Annotated in this window: 11 protein-coding genes; 7 read left to right on the top strand and 4 right to left on the bottom strand. The window is 69.6% G+C overall.

Features of this window, described 5'->3' with window-relative positions:
- Positions 1-106 precede the first annotated feature (106 nt).
- The 7 genes from I3F54_RS14625 to trxA all read left to right on the top strand — a co-directional run bounded on the left by I3F54_RS14625 (position 107) and on the right by trxA (position 10237).
- Positions 107-2497 carry a DUF6049 family protein gene (locus I3F54_RS14625; RefSeq protein ID WP_240119172.1) on the top strand — a complete coding sequence of 797 codons (2391 nt, stop codon included), beginning with the start codon at positions 107-109 and terminating at the stop codon, positions 2495-2497.
- A 43-nt stretch (positions 2498-2540) separates the two neighbouring features.
- A complete protein-coding gene (gene murJ, locus I3F54_RS14620; RefSeq protein ID WP_240119171.1) occupies positions 2541-4835 on the top strand; it encodes a murein biosynthesis integral membrane protein MurJ in 2295 nt (764 codons plus the stop codon).
- 136 nt (positions 4836-4971) lie between these two features.
- On the top strand, positions 4972-6669 hold the full coding sequence (locus tag I3F54_RS14615; RefSeq protein WP_240119170.1) for a protein kinase family protein: 1698 nt from the start codon (positions 4972-4974) through the stop codon (positions 6667-6669).
- A 381-nt stretch (positions 6670-7050) separates the two neighbouring features.
- On the top strand, positions 7051-7776 hold the full coding sequence (sigM, locus tag I3F54_RS14610; RefSeq protein ID WP_240119169.1) for an RNA polymerase sigma factor SigM: 726 nt from the start codon (positions 7051-7053) through the stop codon (positions 7774-7776).
- Positions 7773-8720, top strand: a complete 948-nt coding sequence (locus I3F54_RS14605) for a hypothetical protein (RefSeq protein WP_240119168.1) — start codon at positions 7773-7775, stop codon at positions 8718-8720. Before sigM ends, I3F54_RS14605 begins: the two co-directional genes overlap by 4 nt.
- A 168-nt stretch (positions 8721-8888) precedes the next feature.
- Positions 8889-9860: a thioredoxin-disulfide reductase gene (gene trxB, locus I3F54_RS14600; protein ID WP_240119167.1), complete on the top strand. Its 972-nt coding sequence runs from the start codon at positions 8889-8891 to the stop codon at positions 9858-9860.
- Positions 9861-9904: 44 nt separating this feature from the next.
- Positions 9905-10237, top strand: a complete 333-nt coding sequence (gene trxA / locus I3F54_RS14595; protein WP_240119166.1) for a thioredoxin — start codon at positions 9905-9907, stop codon at positions 10235-10237.
- A gap of 78 nt (positions 10238-10315) precedes the next feature.
- Here the strand turns inward: trxA and I3F54_RS14590 are convergent, their stop codons facing one another.
- From I3F54_RS14590 to rsmG, 4 genes are all read right to left on the bottom strand, one after another.
- Entirely contained in the window at positions 10316-10933 is a 618-nt protein-coding gene (locus I3F54_RS14590) for a GNAT family N-acetyltransferase (protein ID WP_240119165.1), read from the bottom strand.
- Between the two features lie 297 nt (positions 10934-11230).
- Positions 11231-12328: a ParB/RepB/Spo0J family partition protein gene (locus I3F54_RS14585; protein ID WP_240119164.1), complete on the bottom strand. Its 1098-nt coding sequence runs from the start codon at positions 12326-12328 to the stop codon at positions 11231-11233.
- Positions 12325-13398 carry a ParA family protein gene (locus I3F54_RS14580; protein WP_308373526.1) on the bottom strand — a complete coding sequence of 358 codons (1074 nt, stop codon included), beginning with the start codon at positions 13396-13398 and terminating at the stop codon, positions 12325-12327. Before I3F54_RS14580 ends, I3F54_RS14585 begins: the two co-directional genes overlap by 4 nt.
- 298 nt (positions 13399-13696) lie before the next feature.
- Positions 13697-14413: a 16S rRNA (guanine(527)-N(7))-methyltransferase RsmG gene (gene rsmG / locus I3F54_RS14575; protein ID WP_240119162.1), complete on the bottom strand. Its 717-nt coding sequence runs from the start codon at positions 14411-14413 to the stop codon at positions 13697-13699.
- Positions 14414-14527: the final 114 nt, after the last annotated feature.

Here is a 14527-nt window from a genome sequence, read left to right as displayed (position 1 = left end):
TCTCCGATCTTGTGGAGCGGTCCGCGGCACCTCATCTCAGCGCACATCGTTACCATGCGTGGACGCACATTCCGACGACCACTGACGACGAGGGACGGGCGAGCGCGTGGCCGAGGCGGCAGACTTCCAGGGGACGAGTCCCTCACCTGCCCGCCGGTGGCTCCGGCGCACCGCGTCCCTGCTGGCCGGAGCACCCCTGCTGGCCGGACTCCTCCAGTTGCCCGGCGCTCAGAGCGCCGGGGCCGCCCTGCAGGACGCCCCGGAGAAGGCGTCGGGCTCCCGCACGGTCGCGGTCGCCGTGGACTCCCTCAGCCCCGGCGTTCTGGGCGACGGGGACACCCTCACCGTGTCGGGCACGGTCACGAACAACGGCGAGCAGGCCGTCACCGACGCCCGTGTGGACCTGCGGCTGGGGCCGGAACTGACCACCCGCTCGGTGATCGACTCCGCCGCGGAGCGCACCGGCTATCTTCCCGGGACCGACGGCTCGGCCCTCGGCAGCAAGTACGTCACGAAGATCGACAAGCTCGCCCCGGGCGTGGCGCGGCACTTCAGCATCTCCGTGCCCGCCGACAAACTGCACCTCGGCGACGACGGCGTCTACCAGCTCGGTGTATCCCTCTCCGGCAGCACCGCGGCGCAGTCGTGGGAACACGTCCTCGGCATCCAGCGGACCTTCCTGCCCTGGCAGCCCGAGGAAGCCGAGCCCAGGACGAAGACCACGTTCCTGTGGCCGCTGGTCTCCACGATCCACATGACGGCGGAGACAGGGCCCGGCGAACAGCAGACGCCGGTCTTCCTCGACGACGACCTGGCGCAGGAGATCTCCCCGGGCGGCCGGCTGGACCAGCTGGTGTCGCTCGGCCGGGGCCTCGACGTCACCTGGGTCGTCGACCCGGACCTGCTGGCCTCGGTCGATGCCATGACGGGCAGCTACCGCGTCCGCGGGGACGGCGACACCACGACCGCCGGCACCCATCAGGCCGTCGCCAAGCAGTGGCTCGCCCAGCTGCAGCAGGCGGTGGCCGAGAAGGAAGTCGTCGCCCTCCCGTTCGCCGACCCTGATCTGGCCTCCCTCGCACACAACGGCACGAGCGTCACCGGCTCGCTCAGCCAGCTCAAGGCGGCCTCCGACGTCGCCGCGACCACGGTGCAGACCGTGCTGCACGTCTCGCCGAGCACCGACTTCGCCTGGCCCGTGGAAGGCGCCGTCGACCCCTCCATCGTCAAGGTCGCCACGTCCGCCGGCGCCGACAAGGTGATCGCGCGCAGCGACAGCCTCAAGGAGAACGGCGGGCTGTGGTACACGCCGTCGGCGGCCCGCCCGATCGGTGGCGGCACCACGGCCGTCGTGGCGGACGCCGGCCTGTCCACGGCGTTCCAGGGGGACCTGACGAAGGCCTCCTCCGCCACCCTCGCCGTGCAGCGGTTCCTGGCCCAGAGCCTGGAGCTGAACCTGCAGACATCCAAGCAGCGCAGCATCGTCGTCGCCCCACAGCGCATGCCGACCAGCGGCCAGGCTCAGGCGATGGCCTCGGCCCTGACCGCCCTCCAGGGCGGCACCTGGTCCCAGGCACAGCAGCTGACCGCAGCGGCCAGGGCCAAGCCGGACCCGGACGCCACCACGAAGATCCCGTCCGCGTCGTCGTACCGTTCGGCGCTGCGCAGGCAGCAGCTGCCGCGGTCGGCCTTCCAGCAGATCGCCACCACGCAGGACAAGCTCGACAACTTCCAGGTCGTCCTCACCGACGAGTCCCGCGTCGCCACCCCCTTCGGACGGGCCATGAACCGCGAGATGTCCACGTCGTGGCGGGGCCGGGCGGCGCCGGCGAGTACCTTCCGCCAAGACGTGGAGGGTCACCTCGCCACGCTCTCCGACCAGGTCAGGCTGATCGAGAAGTCCGACACCAAGCTGTCCGGGCGCAGCGCCACGATCCCGGTGACCGTCCAGAACAACCTGGTCCAGGGCGTCGACCACCTGGTACTGCGGCTGACGTCGACCAACTCCACCCGTCTGAAGATCGGTGGCAAGACCTTCGACGAGCAGCCCATCGCGGTCTCCGGCGGGCACAGCCAGACGGTGAAGTTCACGACCTCCGCCAACGTCAACGGCCAGACCACAGTGGTCGCCCAGCTGTACACACAGGACGGCCGGACCTACGGTGCCCCCGTGACCTTCGACGTGAAGGTCACCGAGATCACGGCCGCGGTGATGCTGGTCATCGGCGGCGGTGTGCTGCTGCTCGTCCTGGCCGGTTTCCGCATGTACACCCAGCGCAAGCGGGCCGCCGCACGCACCGCCGGCGACGACGGTTCCGACGGGGCGCACGAGACGGAGGGCGACGCGGAGAACCCGCAGGGCCCCGCCGAACGTCTCAGCGAGCAGTCCGGCACCGACGCACGGACGGACGACCCGCAGCAGCCGAGTGACCCGGCACCGGACACCGCGGCGGAAAACACCGGCCCGTCCGGGACGGGTGAGAGAGTGGACCGTTGAGGATGACGTGGCCGTGGGCCCAGGACGACGAGGTGGGGTAACCATGAACGCGCCGTACGACGGTGACCGCGGCCAGGCCGTGGGCAGCTCGGGTCATCCCGAGGGCCCCTCGCCCGAGCACGGCCAGGTGCCGCCGCAGCACCCCGCGGACATGTACCTCCAGGACGCCTACGACCAGGACCCCTACCGGGCCCAGGACCTGTCCGCCCAGGACCCGGTCGCCGAGGCCCTCTACGACCGCGCCGCGCACCCCCCGCCGCCCCCGGGCGCCCAGGAGCCGCAGCAGCCGCTGTACGGGCAGCCTGCGCAGTCTCCGTACGCGCCCGACCCGCACGTGTGGGCGCAGACCCCGGCTCCGGAGCCGGAGGGTCCCACGCAGCACCTCCCGTACGGCGACGACCCCCGGACCACGCAGTACGTGGGCGTCGACGACCTGGTCACCCGGGCGGGCGAGGAGAAGCACCACGAGCCGGACGCCTTCGCCCACCTCTTCCGCGACCAGCAGCAGGGCGCCTCCCGCCCGGTGCAGGACTCTCCGTCGGTGCCGGGCCCGGCCCCGGCACCCGGCGGGAACGGCCCGGCACCGCAGCACCAGGCACAGACGGCACGGACGGCGCCCATGGACGACCGGACCATGAACCTCGGCACGGCTCCCGTGGAGGCCGCCGCACCGGCTCCCGCGCCGCCCCCCGCCCCCGCGGCGAAGAAGGGGCGCGCTGCGGGGCTGCTGCAGTCCAGTGCCGTGATGGCGGCCGGCACGATGGTCTCCCGTCTCACCGGCTTCATCCGTTCCGCGCTGATCGTCTCCGCGCTCGGCGTCGGCCTGCTCGGCGACACCTTCCAGGTCGCCTACCAACTGCCGACGATGATCTACATCCTCACCGTCGGCGGCGGCCTGAACTCCGTGTTCGTTCCCCAGCTGGTCCGAGCGATGAAGGAGGACGAGGACGGCGGCGAGGCGTACGCCAACCGGCTCCTGACGCTGGTCATGGTGACCCTCGGCCTGCTCACCGTCGCTGCGGTCTTCGCCGCGCCGGTCCTGATCCGGTTGCTGTCGGACTCCGTCGCCAGCGATCCCGCGGCCCACGACGTCGGCGTCACCTTCGTCCAGTTCTTCCTGCCCTCCATCTTCTTCATGGGCATCCACGTGGTGATGGGCCAGGTCCTCAACGCCCGGGGGAAGTTCGGCGCGATGATGTGGACGCCGGTCCTCAACAACATCGTCATCATCGTGACGCTGGGCACGTTCATCTGGGTCTACGGCGCCGCCGCCGACTCCGGCATGACGGTCACCAGCATCCCGCCGGAGGGCCAGCGCCTCCTCGGCATCGGTGTCCTGCTCGGCCTCGTGGTGCAGGCGCTGGCGATGATCCCGTACCTGCGGGAGACCGGCTTCAGGATGAGGCTGAGGTTCGACTGGAAGGGGCACGGGCTCGGCAAGGCGGTCACGCTCGCCAAGTGGACCTTCCTGTTCGTGCTCGCCAATCAGGCCGGCGCACTGGTCGTGTCCCAGCTGTCCACCTCGGCCGGCAAGGCGTCCCCCGTCGACGGCACCGGCTTCGCCGCCTACGCCAACGCCCAGCTGATCTGGGGACTGCCACAGGCCATCATCACCGTCTCGCTGATGGCCGCGCTGCTGCCGCGGATCTCCCGCTCCGCCGCCGAGGGCGACGGCGGCGCCGTCCGCGACGACATCTCGCAGGGCCTGCGCACCACGGCCGTCGCGATCGTCCCGATCGCCTTCGGCTTCCTGGCACTGGGCATCCCGATGTGCACGCTGATCTTCGGCTCCTCGGGCACCAGCGAGGCCACCAACATGGGATTCATGCTGATGGCGTTCGGCCTCGGCCTGATCCCCTACTCCGTGCAGTACGTCGTCCTGCGCGCCTTCTATGCCTACGAGGACACCCGAACCCCCTTCTACAACACGGTCATCGTGGCCGCGGTCAACGCGGGCGCCGCGGCCCTGTGCTTCTTCCTGCTCCCCTCGCGCTGGGCCGTGGTGGGCATGGCCGCCGCCTACGGCCTGGCCTACGCCATCGGGGTGGGCGTCGCCTGGAGCCGCCTGCGCAAGCGGCTCGGCGGCGACCTGGACGGAGCTCGCGTCCTGCGCACCTACGCGCGCCTGTGCATCGCCTCGGTGCCCGCCGCCGCGCTCAGCGGCGCCGCCTGCTACGGCATCGGGCACTCGCTCGGCCAGGGTGTCGCGGGCTCCTTCGCCGCTCTGCTGGCGGGCGGGGCCGTGCTGCTCGGCATCTTCTACTTCGCCGCCCGCCGCATGCGGATCGAGGAACTGAACTCCCTCGTCGGCATGGTGCGCGGCCGACTGGGACGCTAAAAGGGGGTAGACGCACAACCAACTGCCGCCGTCGCGTGTCGTGCAGAGCGGCGGTCTGTGGGCACAATTGGTTTCGGCGTCGGACGGCGCGCTCGTTGTCGCACGGCGCGCATGGGATGGGGAGGCAGGAACGACGGTGGCGGAACGGAGCACAGCTGCCGTCGACGTGGCAGACATCAGCGGCGACAAGTCGCTGACCGCGCAGGCGGACCAGTCCACGGCCGACGGGGTGGCCAAGAACCGGGAGCAGGACACGGACAACGACGAGGCACAGGGGAGTGGCGGGACGGAGCGTCCCGAGAAGGCCTCACCGCCCGAGCTGCACAGCGGCCACAAACTGGCCAGACGTTACCGGCTGGAGGAGTGCGTCACCCGTCTGGACGGATTCAGCAGCTGGCGTGCGGTGGACGAGAAACTGCGCCGTGCCGTCGGCGTGCACGTCCTGCCGGCCGACCATGCCCGGGCCCGTTCCGTGCTGGCCGCCGCCCGCTCCTCCGCGTTGCTCGGCGACCCGCGCTTCGTGCAGGTGCTGGACGCCGTCGAGGAGAACGACCTCGTCTACGTCGTCCACGAGTGGCTGCCCGATGCCACCGAGATGACCGCGCTTCTCGCGGCCGGGCCGCTGGAGCCGCACGACGCCTATCAGATGGTCAGTCAGATCTCGGCCGCCATGGCCGCCGCGCACCGCGAAGGTCTGTCGCATCTGCGGCTCAACCCGAATGCCGTGCTGCGTACCTCCACCGGGCAGTGGCGCATCCGCGGGCTGGCGGTCAACGCCGCACTGCGCGGCATCAGCTCCGGCAGCCCGCAGCGCACCGACACCGAGGCCATCGGCGCCCTGCTGTACGCGGCGCTCACCCAGCGCTGGCCGTACGAGAACGACGCCTACGGCATGTCCGGGCTGCCCAAGGACATCGGGCTGATCGCCCCCGACCAGGTCCGTGCCGGCGTCCACCGCGGCCTGTCGGAGCTGGCGATGCGCGCGCTCGTCAACGACGGTGCCACCGCCTCCCGGGCCGAGGCGCCGTGCACCACGCCGGAGGACCTGGTGAAGGCGATCGGCGAGATGCCCCGCATCCGCCCGCCGGAGCCGGCGTTCACCGCACCGCCGGAGTACCAGCGGACCACCTACCAGCAGGGCACCTACGGCCGTCCGGCGCCACACCCCGGCTCCAACCAGCCCGTGCCGACACCTCCGCCCCCGCTGCAGACCCGTACCGGCAAGGCGCTGAAGTGGGCCGTCTCCGCTCTGCTCATCGCGGCGCTGGGGCTGGGCAGCTGGCAGCTCGCGGACGCCCTGATGGACCGGGGCAAGTCCGACGACACCCAGCCGACGCAGACCACGGACGGCAACGACGACAACGCGCAGAAGCCGGCGAGTGGCAAGTCGATCGGCATCGAAGGCGCCCGTGACTTCGATCCGTTCGGCAAGGACGGTTCCGAGTACCCGGGCGATGTGTACAAGGTCTACGACAGCGCCTCAGGCACGTACTGGCAGACCAGCTACTACGAGAGTGCCAGGTTCGGGAACCTGAAGCCGGGCGTCGGAGTCGTTCTCGACCTCGGAAGGTCCCAGCAGGTCGGCCAGGTCACGGTCTCCTTCATGGGGTCGACTTCCGTCGAGCTCCGAGCGCCTTCGGACAGCACCGGCACCAGCCCGACGTCCTTCGACGGCTACGTCAAGGTGGCCGAGGGCAAGGGCACCACGGTGACGCTCAAGCCCACCAAGACACTGAACGCGCGGTACCTGCTGGTGTGGCTCACCGAGCTGCCGATACAGGCGGACGAAGGCAAGTTCCGCGGCAGAGTGATCGACGTCAAGGTGACCACCTGACGCCCCGACCGGAGCCGAGGACCCGCAGCCTGTCAGGGCTGCGGGTCGACGTCTTGAACCGCCCGAGCCGAGCGGCTTCCGGGCGACGGCAACCCTGGCATTCCGAAGGGCCAGGAGTCCCTCCGGACCTGCGTCCCTCTCGTCGGTCACGCACTCCCTCGGTACCGCGCTCCCGACGACGACAGGGCCGCACTCACGGCCGGGCCACCACTCCGCAGGTGTCCGTCGAACGGAACGAGCTCGCAGAAGGGATCGCCGCCCTGCCAAGAGCCCCGCGCAGGCCGTCTCGATCCGGCGCGCTGTGTGGCATCCTGTGGTTCGGGCTTACGGGTTGGGTTGCCGGCATCGCGGTTGCTTCCCCTAGAGACTCGGGGGATATGAGTGGATAGCAGGTCGTGGCGGGCCGATCTGTCGGACTCCGATCTCCTGGCGCGCCACGTGGCGGGAGACAAGGACGCCTTCGGTGAGATCGTCCGGCGTCATCGCGACCGGCTCTGGGCGGTGGCGCTGCGAACCCTGGGGGATCGTGAGGAGGCCGCCGACGCGGTCCAGGACGCCCTGGTCTCCGCTTACCGGGCCGCCCACACCTTCCGCGGCCAGTCGGCCGTCACGACGTGGCTGCACCGCATCACCGTGAACGCCTGCCTCGACCGCGCCCGCAAGGCGGCCTCCCGCAAGACCTCCCCCGTCGACGACACGGAGCGCCTGGAGCAACTGCTGGAACCCCACGAGTCCGCCTCTGCTCCTGCCGAGCGCAACGACCTCCACCGGCAGCTGCTGGAGGCACTCGCCACGCTCCCGCCCGACCAGCGGTCCGCTCTCGTCCTGGTCGACATGCAGGGCTACCCCGTCGCCGAAGCGGCCCGCATCCTGGACGTGCCGACGGGCACGGTGAAGAGCCGATGCGCCCGGGGCCGAGCCCGGCTGCTGCCGCTGCTGACCCATCTCCGGCCGGAGAACAGCGCCGGCGCGGACAGAGCGGTCCCAGGACGGAACCGGGCGCAGAGGACATCCGTCCCACCCGCAGCGGGCCCGCCCGACACAGGACCCCGCGAACCAGGACCGAGCGACTCAGCTGCAGTGAAGGGCGGAGGTGGGCGAACGTGACTTCCACGACGGACAGGGCTGAGCACCCGGACGTCGCCGAGATCTCCGAGCTCACCGAAGGGCTGCTCCCGCAGACCCGCACGGCTGATGTGCGCCGGCATCTGGACACATGCGACCTGTGCGCCGACGTCCATGCGTCGCTGGAGGAGATCCGCGGCATGCTCGGTACCCTGCCGGGCCCGCCCCGGATGCCCGAGGACATCGCCGGCCGCATCGACGCCGCCCTCGCCGCGGAGGCCCTGCTCGACGCCACAGCTCCCGAACCCGCCGAACAGAACGAGTCCGGGCCGTCCACCGATCTCCCGGATGAACCGGGCACCCGGTCCACCACAGACGACCGGCACGATGTTTCACGTGAAACGTCGGCCACGGACCGTCCCTCGGGTCACGCTCGCACCGCTTCGACCGGGCCCGGCCGCAAGAATCGCACCCGCCGGGTGCGACGCAGGGCGGCCGTCCTCGGCACGGTACTCGGCGCTGCGGCGCTGGGCCTGGGGACCGTGCTGGTGTCCTCTCTGATGGGCGGTGGCGAGTCCGGGACGACCGCGGCGGGACGCCCCTCGACCGCCCAGGACACTTTCTCCCGCGCCACACTCCCGCAGCAGGTGACAGACCTGCTCGCTCAGAACACGAAGAGCATCTCCCGTACCCCGCACAGCTTCGGCATCCAGTCCGACAGCGGTGGAACCGGCACCGGCGACCCCAGGGTCTACAAGCAGCCCACCGTGCCCGACTGCGTACAGAGGGGCATCGGCCGCGACGACGCGGCGCTCGCCACCGAGGAGGGCGTCTACCAGGGGAGCGACGCACTCCTTGTGGTGCTGCCGGACGCCAAGGACAGCACGCGGGTCACGGCCTATATCGTGGACGCGCGCTGCGTGCAGGAGCCCTCCTCGTCCGACGCCGCAGAGGTGCTGCTGCAGAGCTCCTACGCGCGTCCCTGAGCGCCTCGGGCTTCATCCCCCGCCATGTGGGTCCCGTACGGTGTTCGCCCGCCGTGTGCCCGGACACAGCGGGAATGCCCGCCCCTTAGGATCCGTTGGGTGGGGTGAGAGCTCGGGAAGGGGCTCCCACCGGCCGTACGACGCAGTCCAGAGACGAGGAATCAAGCCGTGAGCGACGTCCGTAACGTGATCATCATCGGCTCCGGGCCCGCCGGGTACACCGCGGCGCTCTACACCGCGCGCGCGTCGCTGAAGCCACTGGTCTTCGAGGGTGCCGTCACCGCTGGTGGCGCCCTGATGAACACCACCGAGGTCGAGAACTTCCCCGGTTTCCGCGACGGCATCATGGGCCCCGAGCTCATGGACAACATGCGGGCCCAGGCCGAGCGTTTCGGCGCCGAGCTCATCCCGGACGACATCGTCTCCGTCGACCTCGCCGGTGAGATCAAGACCGTGACGGACACCGCAGGCACCGTCCACCGGGCGAAGGCCGTCATCGTCACCACCGGCTCCCAGCACCGCAAGCTCGGCCTGCCGAACGAGGACGCCCTCTCCGGCCGCGGGGTGTCCTGGTGCGCCACCTGCGACGGCTTCTTCTTCAGGGACCAGGACATCGCCGTGATCGGCGGCGGCGACACCGCGATGGAGGAGGCCACGTTCCTCTCGCGCTTCGCCAAGTCCGTTACGGTCGTCCACCGCCGGGACGCCCTGCGCGCCTCCAAGGCGATGCAGGAGCGCGCCTTCGCCGACCCGAAGATCAAGTTCGTCTGGGACAGCGAGGTCGCCGAGATCCAGGGCGACCCGAAGCTCGCCGGCCTGAAGCTGCGCAACGTCAAGACCGGCGAACTTTCCGACCTGCCGGTCACCGGCCTGTTCATCGCCATCGGCCACGACCCGCGCACCGAGCTCTTCAAGGGCCAGCTGGACCTGGACGAGGAGGGTTACCTCAAGGTTGCCGCTCCCTCTACCCGGACCAACATCACCGGTGTCTTCGCCGCGGGTGACGTTGTGGACCACACCTACCGCCAGGCGATCACCGCAGCAGGGACCGGCTGCTCCGCCGCCCTCGACGCCGAACGTTTCCTGGCCGCCCTCGGCGACAGCGAGCAGCAGGCCGAGCCTGCGAAGACCTCTGCCTGACCTCCCCCATCCGCCCCACGCACCAACAGTTAAGGAGCCCCTCCGTGGCCGGCACCCTCAAGAACGTGACAGACGACTCCTTCGAGCGCGACGTACTCAAGAGCGACAAGCCCGTCCTGGTGGACTTCTGGGCCGCCTGGTGCGGTCCGTGCCGCCAGATCGCGCCCTCCCTTGAGGCGATCGCCGCCGAGTACGGCGACAAGATCGAGGTCGTCAAGCTGAACATCGACGAGAACCCGGGTACGGCCGCCAAGTACGGCGTCATGTCCATCCCGACGCTGAACGTCTACCAGAACGGCGAGGTCGCCAAGACCATCGTCGGTGCCAAGCCCAAGGCCATGATCGTCCGTGACCTTGAGGACTTCATCGCCGAGTGACGATGAGGATCGTGCGCTGAGCGCACGTTTCACGTGAAACACGAAATGGGCCAACCCCTGCGGGTTGGCCCATTTCGTTTACAGCGGCCGAAGCACCGGTTCCTTCTGCACCGCCCCCAGGAGCCGGTCCAACGCCATCTCCACATCTTCCTTCCAGGACAACGTGGAGCGCAGCTCCAGCCGCATCCGTGGATGGGTCGGATGCTGGCGGACGGTCTTGAAGCCCACGGCCAGAAGATGATCAGCGGGCAGCACGCAGGCAGGCTCCTTCCAGCGGGCGTCACCGAACGCCTCGATCGCTTTGAAGCCACGACGCAACAGATCCTTGGCGACCGTCTGCACCATCACCCGCCCCAGTCCCCGACCCTGGTGGCCCGGCATGATGAAGCCGGTCATCAGCTGTACGGCGTCGGGCGACACGGGACTCGTGGGAAAAGCCGCGGATCGCGGTACATAGGCAGGCGGCGCGTAGAGAACGAAGCCCACCGGGACGTCGTCGACGTAGACCACCCGTCCGCAGGAACCCCAGTCCAGCAGAACCGCGGAGATCCAGGACTCCTTCTCCAGGGCCGCTCGGCCCGCCCTTACCGCGGCTTCGCCGCTGACGGGATCCAGCTCCCAGAAGACGCAGGCGCGGCAGCGCTGGGGGAGGTCCCCAAGGTTGTCCAACGTGAGCGGTACGAGCCGACGCCCCATGAAGGCTGTTCCTCGCTTCCCTCGCCCGCGGCTTCGCGGGCGGCAGTCAGAGCGCTCCGTTCCTTGAGCAGACTGCCGACGAACCCGCCGACCGCGCCCAACCCGAGGCCGGTGCTCACCAGTCCGGTCCGGCTCATCGTTCGCATGGCCCCCGCCTCCCCATTACAGGTGCCGCCTGGTGGTGTGCCATACCTGATCGCATCGTATCCATGATGCGATTCCCTCAATACCGGCAGAAAGCAAAGAGCGGGCCGTGTTCCGGTACACACCGGACACGGCCCGTTCCAGGTCGGGATTTCAGGCGTCGGTCTCCTCGCCGTCACCGTCCTCCAGGCTCCTCTGCAGGAGCGGGCCCTCGCCCGGAGCCAGCGTGCTGAGAATCCGTTCCAGGTCGACCACGGAGGCGAACTCGACAGTGATCTTCCCCTTCTTCTGTCCGAGGTCCACCTTCACCCGTGTCTCGAACCGGTCCGACAGCCGCGCCGCGAGGTCGGTCAGCGCCGGGGTGACGTGGGCACCAGGACGCGGACCCTTGGCCCGCGTGGCCTTCTGCGGCCGCGACCCCATGAGGGTGACGATCTCCTCGACGTTCCGGACCGACAGCCCTTCGGCAACGATCCGGTGGGCCAGCCGCTCCTGCTCCTCGGAGTCGTCCACTGCGAGGAGGGCCCGGGCGTGGCCCGCCGACAGCACACCGGCGGCCACTCGGTTCTGCACCCTCGGTGAGAGCTTCAGCAGGCGCAGGGTGTTCGATACCTGCGGTCGGGAACGCCCGATCCGGTCAGCCAGCTGATCGTGGGTGCAGTTGAAGTCCTTCAGCAGCTGATCGTAGGCGGCAGCCTCCTCGATCGGGTTCAGCTGCGACCGGTGCAGGTTCTCCAGCAGCGCGTCCAGAAGGAGCTTCTCGTCGTCCGTCGCCCGGACGATCGCCGGAATCGCCTCCAGCCCCGCCTCACGGCAGGCTCGCCAGCGCCGCTCGCCCATGATGAGCTCGTAGCGGGCAGGGCCCGTCTGGCGAACGACGACGGGCTGGAGGAGACCGACCTCCTTGATGGAGGTGACCAGCTCGTGCAGAGCGTCCTCATCGAACACCTCACGCGGCTGACGTGGGTTCGGGGTGATGGCATCGAGGGGGATCTCGGCGAAGTGCGCCCCCACGGGAGGGGTGGGCACGTCCAGAGCCCCCGCCGTCGACAACTCCTCCGTTTCACGTGAAACGGGCGGCAGCATGGCCACCTTCGCCGCAGCCACACCGCGGTCGGCAGCCATCGCCGGCACGGAAGCCGGGGAGGACGGCGCCGACCCCATGGCCGTCGCAGCCGGCGTCTTCTCAGTCGGGGCAGCGGGGATCAGTGCGCCAAGACCTCGGCCCAGCCCCCTTCGTCGCTCACTCACTGAATCCCCTCCACCATGTTCGGGTTGCTCTGAGCACCGATGTGGGCGTGGGTGACGTCGTAGCTGACGCCGACGCCCTTCAGCGCCATCTCTCGTGCCGCCTCAAGATAGGAGAGGGCACCGCTCGATCCGGGATCGTAGGTCAGCACCGTCTGCCCATAGCTCGGTGCCTCGGAAATGCGGACCGAGCGGGGGATGCTGGTCCGCAGCACCTCGTCGCCGAAATGGTTGCGCACCTCGTCCGCGACCTGGGACGCAAGACGCGTCCGGCCGTCGTACATGGTGAGCAGGATCGTCGATACATGCAGCGTCGGGTTGAGGTGTCCCCGCACCAGGTCGACATTGCGCAGCAGCTGTCCCAGCCCCTCCAGCGCGTAGTACTCGCACTGAATCGGGATGAGCACCTCCTGGCCCGCCACCAGCGCGTTGACCGTCAGCAGACCGAGCGAGGGCGGACAGTCGATGAGGACGTAGTCCAGCGGCTGCTCATAGGCCTGGATGGCCCGCTGGAGCCGGCTCTCACGCGCCACGAGGGAGACCAGCTCGATCTCCGCGCCGGCGAGGTCGATGGTGGCGGGGGCGCAGAACAGCCCTTCCACATCGACGACCGGCTGGACGACATCCGAGAGCGGCTTGCTCTCCACCAGTACGTCGTAGATGGAAGGGACCTCGGCGTGATGGTCGATCCCCAGGGCGGTGGACGCATTGCCCTGCGGGTCGAGGTCGATCACCAGGACGCGTCCACCATGCAGGGCCAGCGAGGCAGCAAGGTTGACGGTCGTCGTCGTCTTACCGACTCCGCCCTTCTGGTTGGCCACCACGATGACGCGGGTCTGTTCGGGGCGCGGCAGCCCTTCACCGGCGTGGCCCATTGCCTCCACCGCGAGTTGGGCCGCACGACCGATCGGGGTGTCGTCCATCGGGGGCGGTGTTTCACGTGAAACATCCTCCCCTGGCGACTCGGCGCGGGGACCGGGGACCGGATCGGTCATCGGTCCCGCGATGTTGGCGTCGGACCGCAAGGATTCACTCTCCTCGACTTCAGGCTCGCAATGAACAGAGCCTCGCACGGGTTCGGGGTCGTGAGCCAGTGAGCCCTTGGGTTCTGTGGAGAAATCCACCTCTGTGGACATCTCCGTACCTCTCCCGGGGGAGAGCGCCCGAGCGGCTCGCGTCTCTTCCAGGGAGCCGAGAGGCCTGCGGTCGCGGGGTTCGGCCGCAGCGCGGCCCCGGCTGATGATGCCGTGCAGCAGTGAGCGACGTTTCACGTGAAACACGATGCACAGCGGCCGAGGCCGAACTGTCGCGACACTCCGTCGTACGTCGCCGGGGCAGCTTGTGTGGAGTACGCGGGTCCGTCGGAGACGATCAGCGACGACGGCGAGTCCGCCCCGCACGAGCCGCCTTCGCCCGCTTGGCTGCGAAGCGCACACCGCCCGGGCTCTCCCCGACCTCGACCCGGACCACCGTCGACATCGGATCCACGACGCCTTCGCCGACATGCAGGATCGACGTCTCGACCGCACCGAGCTTGCTGAGCGCCGTGGCAGCACTCTTCAGTTCCTCCTCGGCGGTGTCGCCCTTGAGGGCGAGCATCTCACCGTAGGGGCGCAACAGCGGGATGCCCCAGGTGGCCAAGCGGTCCAGTGGTGCCACGGCACGGGCCGTCACCACATGGACCGGGGGCAGCTTGCCCATGACCTCCTCGGCCCGGCCCCGGACAACGGTCACATGGTCCAGCCCCAGCAGTTCCACGACCTCGGTGAGGAAGTTGGTGCGCCGCAGCAACGGCTCCAGGAGCGTGATCTTCAGGTCCTCCCGGACCAGGGCGAGGGGAATGCCGGGCAGACCGGCACCGGAGCCGACGTCGCACACGGTGACACCCTCGGGAACGACCTCCGAGAGCACCGCGCAGTTCAGCAGGTGCCGCTCCCACAGGCGGGGCACCTCGCGGGGTCCGATGAGCCCGCGCTGGACTCCTGCCTCGGCCAAGAGCTCGGCGTACCGGACCGCATCCGCGAAGCGATCACCGAATACGTCGCGTGCCTGCTCGGGCACAGGGGGGAGCTCCGCTGCCTCCGTCACGGGGACCGTCCTTCCGTACCGCATCAGCGCAACCCGCGCCGACCACCAGAACTACAGGCTGACAAAGTCCGGCCCCGTCTGCGCAACAGACGGGGCCGGAGGGATACGTACGTA

It is taken from the genome of Streptomyces sp. MUM 2J (assembly GCF_022414535.1).
In the GTDB taxonomy this organism is placed as follows: domain Bacteria; phylum Actinomycetota; class Actinomycetes; order Streptomycetales; family Streptomycetaceae; genus Streptomyces.
The sequence above is the reverse complement of the archived record's forward strand: the minus strand, read 5'-3'. Positions and strand labels throughout refer to the sequence as shown.

Bases quoted from the DNA above. Each gene is read 5' to 3' on its own strand.
- murJ (WP_240119171.1), top strand. From the start codon at position 2,541: ATGAACGCGCCGTACGACGGTGACCGCGGCCAGGCCGTGGGCAGCTCG.
- I3F54_RS14590 (WP_240119165.1), bottom strand. From the start codon at position 10,933: ATGGGGCGTCGGCTCGTACCGCTCACGTTGGACAACCTTGGGGACCTC.